Raw genomic sequence first — 17,478 nt, forward strand, 5'->3', positions numbered from 1 at the left:
GGCGAAGATCGGGGGACCACCCTTCCATCGGAACCCGACCGTGTCCCGACGCCTTGCCCGTTCCCTGCTGGCCGCCGCTGTACTGGCCGCTGTGCCCGCACTGTCTTCGGCCGCCGACCGCATCACCGGCCACACCTTTGCCACCCGTTCGGAGGTGATCGCCCCGCATGCGATGGCCGCTACCTCGCAGCCGCTGGCCACCCAGATTGCACTGGACGTGATGAAAGGGGGAGGCTCGGCGGTGGACGCGGCGATCGCCGCCAACGCCGCGCTTGGCCTGATGGAGCCGACCGGCAACGGCATCGGTGGCGACCTGTTCGCCATCGTCTGGGACCCGAAGACGCAGAAGCTCTACGGCTACAACGGTTCGGGGCGCTCGCCGAAGTCGCTGACCCTGGCCGAGTTCCAGCGACGTGGCCTGAAGGACATCCCGGCTACCGGCCCGCTGCCGGTCTCCGTGCCCGGCGCGGTCGACGGCTGGTTCGCGCTGCACGACCGCTTCGGCCGCAAGCCGATGGCCGACAACCTGGCGCCGGCCATCCGCTACGCGCGCGAGGGCCATCCCGTCGCCGAGGTGATCGCCTACTACTGGGACCGCTCGGTGCCCAAGCTGTCGCAGTACCCGGGCTTCAAGGAGCAGTTCACGATCAACGGCCACGCCCCGCGCAAGGGCGAGATGTGGAAGAACCCGAACCTGGCCAGCACCCTGCAGCAGATTGCCGACGGCGGACGCGATGCCTTCTACAAGGGCGCCATTGCCCACACCATCGGCGACTACTTCAAGGCCAATGGTGGCTACCTGAGCTACCAGGACATGGCCGACCACCATGGTGAGTGGGTCGAACCGGTCAGCAGCAACTACCGTGGCTACGACGTGTGGGAGCTGCCGCCGAACAGCCAGGGCATCGCCGCCCTGCAGATCCTCAACGTGCTGGAAGGCTACGATTTCTCGAAGATCCCGTTCGGTTCACCCGAGCACGTGCACCTGTTCGTCGAAGCGAAGAAGCTGGCCTTCGCCGACCGTGCGCGCTTCTATGCCGACATGGCCTTCCAGCCGGCGCCGGTGCAGAAGCTGATCTCCAAGGAATACGCCGCGCAGCGCCGCGCACTGATCTCGATGGACAAGGCGCTGAAGGAAGTGCAGCCGGGCACGCCGAAGCAGCTGGAAGAAGGCGACACGATCTACATGACCGTGGCCGACGCCGACGGCATGATGGTGTCGTTGATCCAGTCCAACTACCGCGGCATGGGCAGCGGCATGGCGCCGCCGGGACTGGGCTTCATCCTGCAGGATCGTGGCGAGATGTTCGTGCTGCAGAAGAACCATCCCAACGGCTATGCACCGGGCAAGCGGCCGTTCCAGACGATCATCCCGGCGTTCATCACCAAGGGCGGCAAGCCGTACGCCAGCTTCGGCGTGATGGGCGGCGCGATGCAGCCGCAGGGCCACGCGCAGATTGTGATGAACCTGGTGGATTTCGGCATGAACCTGCAGGAAGCCGGTGACGCACCGCGCATCCAGCACGAGGGCTCGACCGAACCGACCGGACAGGCCACGGCGATGACCGACGGTGGTGAAGTGAATCTGGAAACCGGCTTCCCGTACGAGACGGTGCGTGCGCTGATGCGCAAGGGGCATCGCATCGTGTTCGCCGATGGGCCTTATGGCGGGTACCAGGCGATCATGCGCGACCCCGAGAGCGGGGTTTATTACGGAGCTTCGGAGAGTCGCAAGGACGGGCAGGCGGCGGGGTATTGAGGTTTCCCTGCCACCGGGCGCAGCCCCCTCTGCGGTGATGGTTCAGCGATGCTTGGCTTGGCCGGGCGGATGGATTGTCTGGGGGACGCCGTGAATACGTCCCTGTAGGCTCGGTCGCCGCATCCATGCGGCTCACGCCCCCAGCCAACCCACCCGCCCGGCCACGGACAGTTTCCGTGTCCGTCACCGCAGGAAAAGAAAAAGAAGAGCAAGAGCAAAGGCAACGGCAACAGCCGCGGGCTTTGGGTTGGGGTCGGATCCGTTTTCCGCAGGAAAACGGATCCGACCCCTTCTTGTTTTCCGATACACATCTTCCACGCAAAGCGTGGAAAACCAACCGTCACCGGAAATCTGTCGGGCGTGGGGCGGTGTGGGTGGGCAGGACCGTTGGCGCCATGGATGGCGCCATCGAGGCCCCATGGATGGGTTCACGGCGCGTCCTGCCCACCCACACCGCCCCACCCAACCAGCAGCAACCCGGAGCCGCCTTTGAATTTGACCTTGGCCCTTGCCTGGAAAAGCGGTGCAGCCGCAGGCTGCAAAACACACTCAATCTTGATCGTGCGCGCGCGCCGCCTCGGCCTGGGTCTCCTCCTGCGCCGCCATCTCGCGCGCGATCCACGCATCGATCATGTGCCGCTGGCGCTGCGCCTGCCGCCGCTCACGCGTGTACTCCTGGTCGAGCACGCGGTACAGCGACACCATCACCAGCACCATCAGCAGCGCGAATGGCAACGCCGCAATCGTGATCATGCCCTGCAGTGCATCCAGGCCACCGGCCAGCAGCAAGGCCGCTGCGATCAACGCCACCGCAATGCCCCAGGCCAGCTTGCGCTTCAACGGAGGATCGCCTGCTTCGTCAGTGGACATGCTGGCCAGCACCAGTACCGCCGAGTCGGCCGAGGTCACGAAGAAGATCATCAGCAGTACCAGTGCGATGCACGACAGCAGCAGCGGCAGCGGCATGCTGTCGAACAGCGTGAACAGCACGGTCTCGTAGCCATTGCCCAGCGCCTGCACCAGGTCGGCATGGCCGAAGATCTGTGCCCACAGCGCGGTGCCGCCGAATACGGCGAACCAGAAGAAGCCCAGCAGCGTCGGCGCGAGCACGACGCCGATCACGAACTCGCGCACGCTGCGGCCGCGCGAGATGCGTGCGATGAACGACCCCACGAACGGTGCCCACGAGATCCACCAGGCCCAGTAGAAGATTGTCCAGTCCGCCACCCAGGTGCTGCCGGAGAACGGTGACATGCGCAGGCTCATCGTCACCAGCTGGTTGAGGTAGGAGCCCAGCGTGGTGGTGAAGGTATCGAAGATGAAGCCGGTCGGCCCCAGCACCAGCAGGATGGCGGCCAGCAGGGCAGCCAACGCCAGGTTGAAATTGGACAGCCACTTCACACCTCGCTCCACGCCACTGGCGGTGGACGCCATATACAGCACGAAGGCGACGGCAATGATGGTCATCTGCACGGCGACGGTAGCCTGCACGCCGAACACGCGCTCGATGCCGGCGGCGATCTGGATGGTGCCGAAGCCCAGCGTAGTCGCGACACCGATCGCGGTGGCGACCACTGCAGCGATGTTGACCGCCCTACCGATCCAGCCGCGATGGTGGCGGCCGATGATCGGCTGCAGCATGTCGCTGACCAGGCCGCGGCCGTTGCGGTTGAACTGGAACCAGGCCATTGCCAGCCCGATCAGCGCATAGATGGCCCACGGATGCAGGCCCCAGTGGAAGAATGCATAGCGCATCGAGGCGCGTGCCGCATCCAGGCTCTGCGGAGCAAGCCCTTCCGGTGGCTTGCTGAAGTGCGAAATGGGCTCGGCGGCGCCCCAGAACACCAGGCCGATGCCCATGCCGGCGGCGAACAGCATCGACATCCAGCTGGCTCGCGAGAACTCGGGCTCGGCGTCTTCGCCACCGATGCGCAGGTTGCCGAAGCGACCGAAAGCCAGGTACATCAGGAACACCAGGGCCAGGAATACCACCAGCAGGTACAGCCAGCCGACGCTGCGGATGACTTCTGCCAGCATCGACTGCACCACGGCATTGAAGGGGCCTGGTGCAATACCGGCAAGCAGCACCAGCAGCAGAACCAGTGCGATGGAAACGCGAAACACCATGAAGGAGCTTCTCCGATCAAGGGATTGAGGGGAGCGAGCAGAGCTTGCAGCGAAGGACCGGCGGCATGCAGCGCGAACCGGGCAGGGGCCGCGTCGGCGGCGAAGGACGCATCGGTCGCTGGAGGGCGACGGACGTGCACGTTACTGAACGCGACGTCATGGTTCTGTTAACGAACAACGATCCGGATCAGATCCGCTTTCCACAGGAAAGCGGATCTGACCGCGGGGGCAACTCCCGGAGCGGGCGGTCTATGCTCTAATGCACGCCAAGAAGCGGGGGTACCGCGGCCATGTGGCCACGGTTGAGACAGTCCCTTGGAACCTGATCCGGCTCATACCGGCGTAGGGAAGCTTTGCAGTGCAGCCGTGCCCGGACACCGCCCAAGGACCGTCCGTGCGCGGTCGCAGTGCGCCGCCGCTTCGTCCCTGACCTTCCTGGACGATGCCCGATGAACGCACAGCTCTCCGCCCTGCAGCAACAGGCCCAGCAACTCTCCGAATCCGTGACCCGGCCCATTCCCGGCTCGCGCAAGATCCACGTACCCGGTTCGCGTCCGGATCTGCAGGTGCCGATGCGCGAGATCGCGTTGACCCGCACGCCGACGCTGTTCGGCGGCGAGGAGAATGCACCGGTCACGGTCTACGATACGTCGGGCCCGTACACCGATCCGGACGCGCGTATCGATCTGTCCGCGGGCCTGCCGGCGCTGCGTCGTGGCTGGGTGGAGGAGCGCGGCGATACCGAACAGCTCGACGGCCTGAGTTCGTCGTTCGGCCGCGACCGCGAGCACGATCCGAAGCTCGATGCTGTGCGCTTCCCCACACGCAGCCTGCCGCGACGTGCACGTGCAGGCGCGAACGTCACCCAGATGCACTATGCGCGCCGCGGCATCATCACGCCGGAAATGGAATTCGTCGCCATCCGCGAAAACCAGCGGCTGGACGCGATCCGCGATGCCGGCCTGCTGCAGCAGCACCCGGGCGAGGCGTTCGGCGCCTCGATCCAGAAGATCATCACGCCGGAGTTCGTGCGCGATGAAATCGCGCGCGGCCGCGCGGTGCTGCCCAACAACATCAACCATCCGGAAAGCGAGCCGATGATCATCGGCCGCAACTTCCTGACCAAGATCAACGCCAACATCGGCAACAGCGCGGTGTCCTCGGGCATTGCCGAAGAGGTGGAGAAACTGGTGTGGGCGATCCGCTGGGGTGGTGACACCGTGATGGACCTGTCCACCGGCAAGCACATCCACGAAACCCGCGAGTGGATCATCCGCAACTCGCCGGTGGCGATCGGTACCGTGCCGATCTACCAGGCGCTGGAGAAGGTCGACGGCCGCGCCGAAGCGCTCACCTGGGAGATCTTCCGCGACACGCTGATCGAGCAGGCCGAGCAGGGCGTGGACTACTTCACCATCCACGCCGGCGTGCTGCTGCGCTACGTGCCGCTCACCGCCAAGCGCGTGACCGGGATCGTCAGCCGTGGTGGTTCGATCATGGCCAAGTGGTGCCTGGCGCACCACAGGGAGAATTTCCTCTACACGCACTTCGAAGACATCTGCGAGATCATGAAGGCCTATGACGTGACCTTCTCGCTGGGTGACGGCCTGCGCCCGGGCTGCATCGCCGATGCCAACGACGCGGCGCAGTTCGGTGAGCTGGAGACGCTGGGTGAGCTCACCAAGATCGCCTGGAAGCATGATGTGCAGACCATGATCGAAGGCCCCGGCCACGTGCCGATGCAGCTGATCAAGGAGAACATGGACAAGCAGCTGCGCGAATGCGGCGAAGCGCCGTTCTACACGCTGGGGCCGCTGACCACCGACATCGCGCCGGGCTACGACCACATCACCAGCGCGATCGGTGCGGCGATGATCGGTTGGTTCGGCACGGCGATGCTCTGCTACGTGACGCCGAAGGAACACCTCGGCCTGCCCAATCGCCAGGACGTGCGTGACGGCATCATGGCCTACCGCATCGCCGCGCATGCGGCCGACCTGGCCAAGGGCCATCCGGGCGCGCAGGTACGCGACAACGCACTGAGCAAGGCGCGCTTCGAGTTCCGCTGGGAAGACCAGTTCCACCTTGGCCTGGATCCGGAGAAGGCCAGGGAGTTCCATGACGAAACGCTGCCGAAGGATGCGCACAAGCTGTCGCACTTCTGCTCGATGTGCGGCCCGCACTTCTGTTCGATGAAGATCACCCAGGATGTGCGTGACTACGCCGAGGCCGGCATGAAGGAGAAGTCGGAGGAGTTCCGCGCCGCGGGTGCCGAGGTCTACCACCAGGGGTGATGCGCAGACGGTGGTGCCGGCCCGCGGCCGGCACTACCGCTCATCACGCCGCTCCCGGCTATCCTCCGCCCATCATCCCGGGGAAAGGACACCATGCCTGTTGCCATGACCACCCGTTGGCTGGCCATTGCCCGCCGGCATCCTTCGGCCTGGTTGCTGGGCGCGCAGCTGCTGGCGGTGCTGCTGTATCCCGCGCTGGATGACACCGCCGCCGGCCGCGCGGCACTTGGCATGTTCGGCATGGCGGTACTCGGCCTGGCGCTGTGGGTGGTCCAGCGCAGCCCGCTGGGCACCTGGCTGGCGCTGTTGCTGGCCATTCCCTCGGTGGTGTTCTCGTTGGCAGGTGCATTGCTCGAGCGCACCGCATTGCTGACCACCGCGCAGGTGCTGGAGAGCCTGCTGTACTTCTACACGGCTGGCGCCCTGATTGCCTACATGCTCCAGGACCACAAGGTCACCCGCGACGAACTGTTCGCCGCTGGCGCAACCTTCACCCTGCTGGCGTGGGCGTTCGCCTTCGCGTTCGCGGTGTGCCAGCAGTGGTATCCGGGCAGTTTCCAGGGCACCGGCGGGCAGGCGCAGCGCAGTTGGATGGAGCTGCTTTATCTCAGCTTCAGCTTGCTGTCTGGAGTCGGCTTGAGTGATGTCGTGCCGCTTCATCCACAGGCACGAGCACTGGTCATGCTGGAGCAGTTTTCCGGCGTGATGTACGTGGCTTTGGTGGTCTCGCGGCTGGTCGGATTGACCATGCTGCGGCGCATGTGAAAATGAACGCCAGATAAAAATTTCGCGCCCAAGAGGGCGCGAATGATGTCGCGAATTATGTGAATGCGTCGGCGAGAGAGAGCCTGATGTCGACCACGCGATAGGCGAGGTAACTTGCATAGGCTAGTATTCGCGCGCTCGATTGTTTTTGCGGTATGCGCCGATGCTTTGTGCGGAGTCTGGCTTTTCGCTGTTCCCAGGACGGGACCGTAACGAAGGCAAACACTGCCCGGGACCTGTCTCTACTGTGTAGCAGAAAATGAACAGCAGCGAAATACAGCCACCCGTGTCCGATCGGATACGGATAGGAGAGTGCATCGTCACTCTGTCCTCGCGCGAAGTCGAGGTCGTCGGTGCGCGTCGTCCGCGCCGGCTGACGCCGAAGGCGCTGGGCGTGCTGCGCGTGCTGCTGCGGCAGCCGGGCCGTGTGGTCACCCGCGACGAGTTGTTCGCCGAGGTGTGGCCGGACACGCTGCCGACCAACGATGTGCTGACCCAGGCCGTTACCCAGCTGCGCAAGGCGTTCAGCAACGACGACGACAGCGGCCAGGCCTACATCGAGACCATTGCCAAGACCGGCTATCGGCTTCTGGTACCGGTACAGGCGCTGGACGATGCGGAGCCGTCGGCTGCGGGCTTGCCTGACGACGAAGGTGTGGACGTGCAGCCCGCACTCGCCGCCGCTGCGGTGCTGCCCGCGCGCGCGCAGGAATCGCGCCGCCGCTGGCGCCATGTCCGCCGCCGCGTGCTGCTGGCGCTGGGCGTGTTGATGCTGGCCACGCTGCTGGTGATGACCACGCTGCTGCTGCGCCGCGCACCGGCCAACAGTTCGCCGGTGGAGGCCGCCGTGGAGAACGGCACGCGGGTGATCGGCAGCCCCCAGCGTCCCTATCGGTTGATCACCGCAACCAGCGGCTTTGAAACCTATCCCACGCTGTCACCGGATGGTTCGCTGGTGGCCTATGAAGGCGCCAACGAAGATGGCAATGGCGGTGGTGCGATCAAGGTACAGACCTCCGGCAACGCGCCGGCGCGCCAGTTGCTGGCGCCGCCGGCCGGTGCCGTCGATCGATTCCCGAACTGGTCGCCGGATGGTCGCGAAATTGCCTTCGCACGGTTCTCTGCCGACGGTGGCTGCCAGGTGCTGATCGCCAGCGCTACCGGTGGCGCACTGCGCCAGGCCACGCGCTGCGATGGCACCGAGCTGCTCAGCTTCGACTGGACGCCCGATGGTCGCGGCCTGGTGTTCGGCAGCATGGTCGGGCGCTACGCGCACCGTGGCATCCGCGTGCTGGACCTGGCCAGTGGTCAGTGGCGCGCGCTGGCGTACAGCGTCGACCAGGACGACTTCGACTACGCACCGCGTTACTCGCCCGATGGGCAATGGCTGGTGTTCGTGCGCAATCCGCAGCTGGGCGATCTGTGGCGGGTGCCGGCCGCGGGCGGTAAGCCCGAGCAGTTGACCAACGAGGCGGCAGAGCTGCGCGGATGGGCCTGGCTGGACGATGGCCGCACCATCGTGTTCGGTCGCCGCGTCGACAGCGAGGCGCGGCTCTATTATCTGGACGTCGAGCGGCACACGCTGCGCGATGCCGGCCTGGATGATGCGCAGTGGCCCGCCGTGTCGCGACGTGGCGGGATGCTGGCCTTCGTCCACCGGCGCGCGCAGTTCGGCGTGTTCAAGGTGCCGGTGCAGGGCAGCGGCGCGCCCGAACGCCTGTTTGCATCCAGTGGCCGCGATGGGCAGCCGATGGCAGCGCCGGATGGCCGCCAGCTGGTCTTCACCTCGGATCGCTCCGGCAGCTTCGCCCTGTGGTGGGCGGACATGCAGCGGCCGGATTCGCTGCGCCCCATTGAAGGGCTGCGGCCGGAAGCGCGGCAGGCACCGGACTGGTCGGCCGACAGCCGCCAGTTGCTCGTGGTCGGCCGCGACGCGCATGGGCGCACGGTGGTCTACGAAATCGCGCCACGCGATGAACGCCTGCAACCTTTGCCGGTCCCGGCCGAACAGCCGCTGCAGGCCCTGTATGGCGCGTCGCCGGAGCAGTTGTTTGTGGTCGAGCGCGATGCCGACCAGCGCACCCGGTTGAGTCTGTTCGACCGCAGCACCCAGCCCTGGCGCCGGTTGGCCAGCATCGAAGGGGTGTCGCAGGCGCGCTTCGACCGCAGCAGTGGCCGCGTGTTGTTCACCCGCCTGGCCGCCGGTGGCCTGTGGTCGGCTGATGCCGCGTTGTCGTCGGGCAGCGTGCAGCAGATCAGCGATGACCGGCCCAGCCGCTGGCGATACCGGGCCTGGACCGTGGCCGGCAACACTGGCGTCGGTTACCTCGGTACTTCGAGCACGTGTGGCACCACCTTCGTGCGCATCCTGCCCGGCCGCGCGGAGCCGGAACGCTGCCTGGATGCGGAACGGCTCAGCGCCGGCAACGGACTCAGCGCCAGCGCTGACGGGCGTGACCTGTTCGTGGCGATGGCGGTCAGCGATGGTGCCGACATCGGTGTGATGCGGTTGCCCGAACGCCCCCCCGCGCTGTTTCCGGCGTTCTCCAAGTTATTGTTTTTCAGTGGAAATGGGCCTTCGTAATTTCTTCGTCTGGATCTCGTCGCGAATTCGTGGCGATCTCGTCGGACTTTCCTGACGCGGTGCCGCCTGATTAGGCAAAACGGAGTCCTGTACTAGGCAAATCCGTGGTGCCCCCATGCGTCAACTCTCGCTGGCCGATCGCGGCCAAACCGTCTCCCTGGACCGGTCGCTCGACGATGTCACGCCGACCTGCCTGGGCGTGGCCCGGCTGGGCAGCCTGCAGACCGCCGGCTCCAGCTTCACTGTCTGGATGCAGGTGCGTGGCAGTTCGTGGGTGGAGGCCAAGGAAGGACGATTCCGCCTGCGCCAGGGCGAGTGGATCGCCTTCGAGAAGGAATCGCGGCCGTTGGTGCAGGCCGGTCGCAACGGGTTGTGCGTTGGCCTGAACCTGAACGTTGAAGCGCTTCGCGTGCTGACCGAGATGGCCGACTGTGGCCTGTATGCCGGTCGTGGCCGCATGAACCGCAGTGACGCCCGCGTTGCGCTGCGCTTGTGGCGCGATGCGCTGGCCAGCGGCCAGCCGGCCCAGGCCTTGCGTCCGCTGCTGCTGCACCTTGCTGGCCTGCAGCGTGGCCTGGCCGACAACGTGCAGCGCTGCCCAGGCCGCTCGCGCAGCCGCAAGCGCCAGGTGTTCGGCCGCATGCAGCGTGCGCGCCTCTATCTGGAAGGCAACAGCCACCGGGTGGTGCGCATCGGCGAACTGGCCGAACTGACCAACTTCTCCAGCTGGTACCTCTCCAAGACCTTCCAGAGCCTGTACGAGGAAAGCCCGCAGTCGCTTTCGGCACGACTGCGCCTCGAACGCGCCGCTGATCTGCTGCGCGACACCGACATGATGGTGGGCGAGGTCGCTGCCGCCAGCGGTTTCGACAACTGCTGCAGCTTCGCGCGTGCGTTCCGCGCCCGCTACGGCCAGTCCGCGTCGCGCTTCAGGGAGAACGGCGGCTTGCTCCCGCCACAATCCGCAAAGTCTCCGGTTGGTTCGCGCAAATACAGCGCTGCAACGCAATCGTAACGTGCTGGGGTGTTTTAACACGCTGCTAACACGTACCTTGGAGAGATAGATGAACGTTCGTAATCCCGCAGTGCGGTTCGGCTTGCTGCCGGCCGGCATTGCGCTGGCGCTGGCGCCGGCCTTTGCTTCGGCTCAGGAAGCAAAGGGCACCACCGACCTGGACCGCATTTCGGTCACCGGCTCGCGCATCCGCGGCGCCTCGGTGGAGACCCAGCAGCCGATCCTGACGATGACCCGCGAATCCCTGGAAAAGCAGGGCTTCTCGAGCGTCGCCGACGTGCTGAACAACCTGACCTCGGCCGGTTCCCCGGCCATTTCGCGTTCGGAGTCGCTGGCTTCGGGCGAGAACGTGGGCGGCTACTACGTCGACATCCGCAACCTGGGCGCCGAGCGCACCCTGGTGCTGATGAACGGCAAGCGCCTGGGCGCTTCGACCTCGGGTCTGCAGGACCTGAGCCAGATCCCGATGTCGGCCGTTGAGCGCATCGAGATCCTGAAGGACGGCGCCTCGTCGATCTACGGTTCCGACGCCATTGCCGGCGTGGTCAACGTGATCACCCGCAAGAACTTCGACGGCGGCGAAGCCAATGTCTACGTCGGCCAGTACGGCAAGGGCGACGGCGACAGCGAAACCTATTCGATGACCCTCGGTGCCCGCGGTGAGCGCGGCAGCCTGACCCTGTCGGCCGAGTACTCGAAGCAGGATCCGGTGTGGGCCAAGGACCGCTGGTACAGCCGTGACGGCTCGCTGGGTCCGAACTCCACCTCGGCTGATTGGAGCCCGATCAGCCAGAACGGCAGCTGGTGCAACCCGAAGCTGTACGACTGCAGCAAGTCGAGCGCGGTGTGGCAGACCCTGAACCCGGGTGGCAATCCGAAGAACCCGAACGACTACCACGCGATCACCGAAGACGAGTTCGCCAACTCGAACGAGCAGATGACCCTGCTGACCGGTGTGAAGCGCAAGTCGGTCTACATCAACGGCACCTACGACTTCACCGATTCGATCAGCCTGAACACCGACGTGCTCTACAACGAGCGCCAGACGTTCCAGCAGATCGCCGGCTATCCGTACCAGTCCGCTTCCAAGTCGATCAACACCCCGCTGTCGGCAGACAGCGCCTTCAACCCGGTTGGCCAGGACGTCAGCTTCCGCCGCCGCCTGTGGGAAGTGCCGCGTACCACTGACAGCCAGCTGAAGACCCTGCGCTTCGCTCCGACCCTGACCGGCTTCTTCGAGCTGGGTGGCAAGACCTTCGACTGGGATGTCGGCGCGCTGTGGAACCGCAACGAGTCGATCAAGAGCAACCGCGGTGACATGAGCCTGATCGGCGCGCGTCAGGCGCTGGGCCCGTCGTTCATCGATGCCGGTGGCGTTGCCCGCTGCGGCACCGCCGCCAACCCGATCCTGGGCGATTGCCGTCCGTGGAACCCGCTGCTGCCGTACGGCGTTGAGGGTCAGGGCTCGCTGGCGAACCAGGAGCTGCAGGACTTCCTGTTCCCGACCTTCACCACCCGTGGCGTCACCAAGACCACCAGCTTCACCGCCAACCTGTCGGGCGCCATCGTGACCCTGCCGGCCGGCGACCTGGGCTTCGCCCTGGGTGTCGAGCACCGCAAGGAAGAAGGCAGCTACGTGCCGGACGCCTTCGCACAGTCGGGCCAGTCCACCGGCCTGGGCCAGAAGCCGACCCGCGGCCAGTACGATCTGAACGAGGTCTACCTCGAACTGAACGTGCCGCTGCTGGCCGACATGGCCTTCGCCAAGGAACTGACCCTGAACGTTGCCAGCCGTTATTCGGACTACAGCAACTTCGGTGGCACCACCAACAGCAAGTTCGGCCTGACCTGGCGTCCGCTGGATGAACTGCTGGTCCGCGGCACCTACGCCGAGGGCTTCCGCGCTCCGACCATCAGCGACCTGTACGGTGGCCTGAGCTCGAGCTTCGAGTCCTACATCGATCCGTGCGGCGTGAAGGCTCCGGGCAGCGTTGCAGGCAATGCCGCGTGCTCCGGCGCAGGCGTGCCGGCCAACTACGTGCAGCTGGGCCAGGCAGGCAAGGAATGTTCGACCCTGCCGTGCCAGTCGGGTGACCAGTTCATCTCGGGTGCCAATCCGAACCTGAAGCCGGAAACCTCCAAGAGCACCACCTTCGGCCTGGTGTGGAGCCCGCGTTGGGTGCAGGGCCTGGACGTGTCGCTGGATTGGTACAAGTACGAAATCAGCGACATGATCATCGCTGACAGCGTCGACCGCATCCTGCGTGACTGCTACGTGCTGGGTAACGCTTCGCGCTGCTCGAGCGTGACCCGTGCGGCTGACGGCCACGTCAGTGCGATCACCTACGGCACCGCCAACCTCGGCAAGATGGAAACCCAGGGCTACGATCTGGGCATCAAGTACCGCCTGCCGGAACTGGCCATTGGTCAGTTCAGCATCGACTGGCAGACCAGCTACACCGCCAAGTACGACGAGCAGCGCCAGAACAGCGCGGGCGACAACATCATGGTCGGCCGCGTCAGCGAGCCGGGCCTGTTCCGCGTGCGTTCGAACCTGGGCGTCAACTGGCAGTACGGCGATTTCGGTGTGAACTACACCGCGCGCTACTACTCGGGCATGAAGGAAAGCTGCATCTCGCTGGCTGACGGCTGGTGCGATGCTCCGAACCACATGGCCAACGGTGAGACCGATCCGCTGCGTCACACCGGTTCCAACACCTTCCACGACCTGCAGGTCAGCTGGAAGGCGCCGTGGGATGCGACCATCGCCCTGGGCGCGAACAATGTGTTCGACCACAAGGGTGCCCTGCAGTACTCGGCTCCGAACTCGGCGTTCGCCTACTACGGCGGCTTCGACGTGGGTCGCTTCCTGTACATGAAGTACACCCAGCGCTTCTGATCCATCGAAGTGCGGTAGCAACAGAAGGAGGGCGGACCGCAAGGTCCGCCCTTTTTCTTGTAGGGGAATTCCGGAAATTGTTGGAAGGTGAGCGCAGTCACGGTCCCGTCGTGTCGTAATCAACACAGTCAGGAGGTCCACTACCGGACGCTTGCATGTGGAGAGGGATATGAAGAACACGTTGCTGCGGCAGGCATCCGCCGCTGCATTGATCTACGCAACGCTGGTGGGCGCAGTGTTCGCGCAGGGCCTCGGGGTCTGCGGCGGTGGGCTCTACTGTGAGGAGTTCCGCCAGCAGTGCCTGGCCAGTGGCAAGTCACCGGTCATCTGCGAGTCGCAGTACCGTCGCTGCGTGCAGGACGCCTGCGGTACCCGCTGACATGGAAAGGGCGCACCTTGTGGGTGCGCCCTCTGTCATCCGGACATCATGCAACGCGCTCAGGCGTCGCTGGGCACCAGTCCCATCAGCGCATTGGCGTGTTCGCGCCATTGCGGCAGTTTGTTCAGCACGCCTGCGCGCTGCAGGTAGTCCTCGTCCACCGGATCGCCATTGACCAGCGCCAGGGCCACGTGCACCGCACCGGTCACCCAGAAGCTGCGGGTGTTGGCGCGCTGCGGCTGCAGGTGGAAGGCCACCGCTTCGATGATCGGCATCGGCAAGCCCCACAGGCCCAGCAGGTAGGCGCCGGCCTCGGCATGGCCAGGGCGGGTGTCGCCGGCCAGCGAGGGCTCGCTGCGCTCGTTGCGCACACCCGGCAGCAGCAGGCCGATGTCGGCCAGCAGCGCGGCAGTCGCTCCCAGTTCGGCACTGGATTCGGGCAGCAGGCGTGCGGCGAGCCGCGAGGCCAGCAGTGCGCGCTGTTGCAGCGAGTTGCGCTCGGCGGCCGACAGCGTCGGTGCGGAGAACACTTCGCTGGCCAGCACCAGGTCACGCAGCGTGGCCAGGCCCAGCCGGGTCACGGCGGTGCGCAGGTCGGCAATGGTGCGGCCCTGGCTGAAGAAGGCCGAGTTCGACAGTTGCAGCACCTTGGCGGCGATCGCCGGATCGGCGGCGACCAGCTTGGCGACATCGGCACTGTCGGCGTCGTCGTCATGTTCCAGGGCCTGGGTCAGGCTCAGGTACAGGTGCGGCGGCGAGGGCAGTTTCTCGATACGGCCGATGGCATCGCGCAGGCGCGGGCTGTCCAGCACTTCGCGCAGTTCTTCCAGGCTGGTCAGTGCCTCCAGCAGCACTTCCGGCGCCAGCGGCAGCGGCAGGAAGCGGTGGGCGACACCAATGAGGCGCGCCGGCGGCGGCCGGTTGCCATGCTGCGCATCGACCAGCGCGATGCGGATGGTCTCCGGGCGCAAGGTCCGGATCTGCCCCAGCAGCGTGGTGGCATTGAGATCCGGCAATTGCGGGCAGACGATCACCGCGTCCACGCCCTGCGTGGCCACCGCGGTCATCGCGGCCTGGCCATCGGTGGCGGTCAACGGCTGCCAGTCTTCCCCAAGATCGGCAATGAATTCGGTCAGCTCGGCCGGCAGGCTGGCTGCATCCCCAACAAGCAGAATACGCACGACACATTCCCCTGGCTGTCTCGACGATGGATGTCGATGACGTGTGAAGTGACGCAATTTACCTAATACGGCAGCAAGAGTGATGTGCCGTCGTCATGAAACGTGACCCGCATCGCTCCGGCAGGGTACCGCCGGAGCGATCCGGTTCAGGCTCAGGCCTTGCTGTCGAGATGGCGCTGGTGCGCCTCGATCAGGATCTGCTTGGCCTCAGCGGCGCCGCCCCAACCGTCCAGCTTGACCCACTTGCCCTTCTCCAGGTCCTTGTAGTGCTCGAAGAAGTGGCCGATGCGCTCCAGCCAGTGGCTCGAGACCTGGGCGATGTCTTCGACGTGGGCGTAGCCGCTGAAGATCTTCGAGACCGGCACGGCCAGGATCTTCTCGTCGCTGCCCGCCTCATCGCTCATCTTCAGCACGCCGACCGGACGGCAGCGCACGACCGAGCCCGGCACCAGCGGCAGCGGCAGCACCACCAGCACGTCGGCCGGATCGCCGTCGCCACACAGCGTGCTCGGCACGTAGCCGTAGTTGCACGGGTAGCGCATCGGGGTGGAGAGGATGCGGTCGACGAAGATCGCGCCGGTTTCCTTGTCCACTTCGTACTTCACCGGCTCCGAGTCCTTCGGGATCTCGATGATGACGTTGATTTCTTCCGGCGGGTTCTTGCCGGGCGAGACGAGTTCCAGACCCATGGTGTGCTCCAGGTGGGGGGGGATATAGACGGATAGCTCACCATTTTATGCCTTTGCCGGGCGCTGTGCAGCGGGCGGGTGGCCGACCTGCCGACGCGGCAAGGCCTGACGGGGGGCGCCGCCCTTGGCCGATGGGCCAGGAGGGCAGGCCGGCGCAGGCTGGACGCTCATTCCCGAGGAGTTCCGCCGATGTCCTGGTATGCCCGATGCATGGGGGGCGTGCTGTTGCTGGCGTCCCTGCCTGTCTCCGCCCGCGGTCTGCACGTGGACCTGATCGATTACCCCCGGCCCGAGGCCAACTGGGAGCGCGCCTACGGGCTGCAGGCCGCCCTGGCAAGGGAGTTCGACCGGCTCTGTGCCGATACCTGGTGCGAAGGTGAGTACAGCAACTACCGGGTGATGGAGGTCCGCTGCGCGGTGCTGGCCCATCGCGGAACGGTGCAGCGCTGCGCCTGGGTGGTGGTGGCCAGCGAGCTGGCCGTGCAGGCCGATACCGGGGAGGTGCAGGTCGACAATGGCCGCTGGGTCTGTCCGTTGGAGTTGGGGCCAGGGGTACCTGTTGACGCCTTCCATGCTTCACTGGAAGCACCAGATGGCCTGACGGCGAACCTGCCTGGACTTGACCATGGCCTGTTCGATGCGCTGCCGGACTGCCTCCGGAAGACCGGGAGGGCGGGGTGATGCGCGTCTTCCCGGCACGATGGCTGGTCTGCGCGCTGCTGATGGCAGCCAACGCCCAGGCGACCCCTCAATTTGTCGATGCCCGTGACTACCCGAATCCGGCAACCGGGCGCGAGCGCTTCCTGGCGGCCGAACGTCTGTTGGTGCGCGGCTTTGACGATATCTGTGGGGATACCTTCTGCGAAGGGCAGTATTACAACCTGCGGGCGATGCGCTTGCGTTGCTCAGTGCAGCGGGCCACCGGTGTTGTGACCCGTTGTGTCTGGACGTTCGCCGGGAGCTACACCTGGGTCCAGAAGACCGGGCAGATCGATGTTGACCAGGGACGCTATGCCTGCATGCTGCCACTGGCGGCGGGAACCCGCTTGGACGAGCTGCTGGCAGCGTGGGAGCGCGCCGGGCATGAAGCCCTGCATGCCACCCTGCCCGGAACCAGCACCCACGTTTACGAGGGGCTGACTGATTGCCTGTGACCATTTCGACAATGCAAACGTGACTGATTCGCATTTGCGGAGTAGCATGCGCGGCGCCTCCCGTCTGTCGTCCCGGCTCCGCGCATGTCCTCCAATGCTGCCTCCCTCACCGAACTGCTGATCCGCGAGCGGCCAGCGCTGCTGCGCCGGGTGCAACGTATTCTGGGGGGCGACAACGGCGCCGAGGACGTGATCCAGGCGGTGTGGTTCAAGGCCCGTGGGGTCGATGACAGCCAAGCCATCGACAACCCACGCGCCTATCTGTATCGATTGGCCGCCAACCTCGCCACCGACCACGGCCGCGAGTCGACCCGGCGCAACCGCCTGCTGGCCGATCACTACCTGTGGGGGCCGGACGAGGTGATCTCGACCGAAGAGCAGGCCATGGCGCAGGACGAGCTGCAGCGGGTACTCGACGCGGCCGGCCATCTGCCGGATCCGACCCGCACCATCTTCCGGCTCAACCGCCTTCAGGGCCTGACCCAGGCCGAGATCGCACGCCGCCTTGGGGTATCGGTGACCACGGTGGAGAATCACGTACGCACCGCGCTGCAGCGCCTGGCCTGGGCCCGCAGCGGCCGATGATCGCGCCGCCTTGGGGCTGGCCTTCGCGCAAACGTCTTGATCATTGG

13 protein-coding genes and 1 riboswitch are annotated in these 17,478 nt (G+C 65.7%); of the genes, 10 read left to right on the forward strand and 3 right to left on the reverse strand.

The genetic code is table 11. The annotated features are described in order from the left end of the window. Positions 1-40: 40 nt before the first annotated feature. A complete protein-coding gene (gene ggt / locus AC5P53_RS03415; RefSeq protein ID WP_046432417.1) occupies positions 41-1,759 on the forward strand; it encodes a gamma-glutamyltransferase in 1,719 nt (572 codons plus the stop codon). Between the two features lie 549 nt (positions 1,760-2,308). Here the strand turns inward: ggt and AC5P53_RS03420 are convergent. Continuing rightward, positions 2,309-3,886, reverse strand: coding sequence for a BCCT family transporter (locus tag AC5P53_RS03420; RefSeq protein ID WP_075076028.1), 1,578 nt, complete (start codon positions 3,884-3,886; stop codon positions 2,309-2,311). Positions 3,887-4,151: 265 nt separating this feature from the next. Then, positions 4,152-4,253: riboswitch (TPP riboswitch) on the forward strand. 82 nt (positions 4,254-4,335) lie between these two features. Between AC5P53_RS03420 and thiC the strand changes: the two genes are divergently transcribed. The 6 genes from thiC to AC5P53_RS03450 all read left to right on the forward strand — a co-directional run bounded on the left by thiC (position 4,336) and on the right by AC5P53_RS03450 (position 13,822). Then, on the forward strand, positions 4,336-6,180 hold the full coding sequence (gene thiC, locus AC5P53_RS03425) for a phosphomethylpyrimidine synthase ThiC (protein WP_032955989.1): 1,845 nt from the start codon (positions 4,336-4,338) through the stop codon (positions 6,178-6,180). A 93-nt stretch (positions 6,181-6,273) separates the two neighbouring features. Further along, a complete protein-coding gene (locus AC5P53_RS03430) occupies positions 6,274-6,945 on the forward strand; it encodes an ion channel (protein WP_014648329.1) in 672 nt (223 codons plus the stop codon). 259 nt (positions 6,946-7,204) lie between these two features. Next, positions 7,205-9,529, forward strand: a complete 2,325-nt coding sequence (locus tag AC5P53_RS03435; protein ID WP_241887098.1) for a winged helix-turn-helix domain-containing protein — start codon at positions 7,205-7,207, stop codon at positions 9,527-9,529. Between the two features lie 115 nt (positions 9,530-9,644). Further along, on the forward strand, positions 9,645-10,544 hold the full coding sequence (locus tag AC5P53_RS03440) for a helix-turn-helix transcriptional regulator (RefSeq protein WP_032955994.1): 900 nt from the start codon (positions 9,645-9,647) through the stop codon (positions 10,542-10,544). A gap of 49 nt (positions 10,545-10,593) precedes the next feature. Next, entirely contained in the window at positions 10,594-13,443 is a 2,850-nt protein-coding gene (locus AC5P53_RS03445) for a TonB-dependent receptor plug domain-containing protein (RefSeq protein WP_014648326.1), read from the forward strand. A 169-nt stretch (positions 13,444-13,612) separates the two neighbouring features. Next, positions 13,613-13,822, forward strand: a complete 210-nt coding sequence (locus AC5P53_RS03450) for a hypothetical protein (protein WP_014648325.1) — start codon at positions 13,613-13,615, stop codon at positions 13,820-13,822. A gap of 59 nt (positions 13,823-13,881) precedes the next feature. On the opposite strand, the gene AC5P53_RS03455 is transcribed toward AC5P53_RS03450, so the two are convergent. Together AC5P53_RS03455 and ppa are read right to left on the reverse strand one after the other, a co-directional pair. Further along, positions 13,882-15,003, reverse strand: a complete 1,122-nt coding sequence (locus AC5P53_RS03455) for an HDOD domain-containing protein (protein ID WP_014038392.1) — start codon at positions 15,001-15,003, stop codon at positions 13,882-13,884. Between the two features lie 152 nt (positions 15,004-15,155). After that, positions 15,156-15,692, reverse strand: a complete 537-nt coding sequence (gene ppa, locus AC5P53_RS03460) for an inorganic diphosphatase (RefSeq protein ID WP_005410935.1) — start codon at positions 15,690-15,692, stop codon at positions 15,156-15,158. Between the two features lie 189 nt (positions 15,693-15,881). Between ppa and AC5P53_RS03465 the strand changes: the two genes are divergently transcribed. The 3 genes from AC5P53_RS03465 to AC5P53_RS03475 all read left to right on the forward strand — a co-directional run bounded on the left by AC5P53_RS03465 (position 15,882) and on the right by AC5P53_RS03475 (position 17,431). Then, entirely contained in the window at positions 15,882-16,373 is a 492-nt protein-coding gene (locus AC5P53_RS03465; RefSeq protein ID WP_180835277.1) for a hypothetical protein, read from the forward strand. After that, positions 16,373-16,846: a hypothetical protein gene (locus AC5P53_RS03470; protein WP_197606361.1), complete on the forward strand. Its 474-nt coding sequence runs from the start codon at positions 16,373-16,375 to the stop codon at positions 16,844-16,846. The genes AC5P53_RS03465 and AC5P53_RS03470 overlap by 1 nt, the downstream gene beginning before the upstream one ends. Before the next feature lie 84 nt (positions 16,847-16,930). Continuing rightward, positions 16,931-17,431: an RNA polymerase sigma factor gene (locus tag AC5P53_RS03475; protein ID WP_495227116.1), complete on the forward strand. Its 501-nt coding sequence runs from the start codon at positions 16,931-16,933 to the stop codon at positions 17,429-17,431. The last annotated feature ends 47 nt before the right edge of the window (positions 17,432-17,478 follow it).

The organism is Stenotrophomonas sp. YJH_SMC_82 (assembly GCF_059368875.1).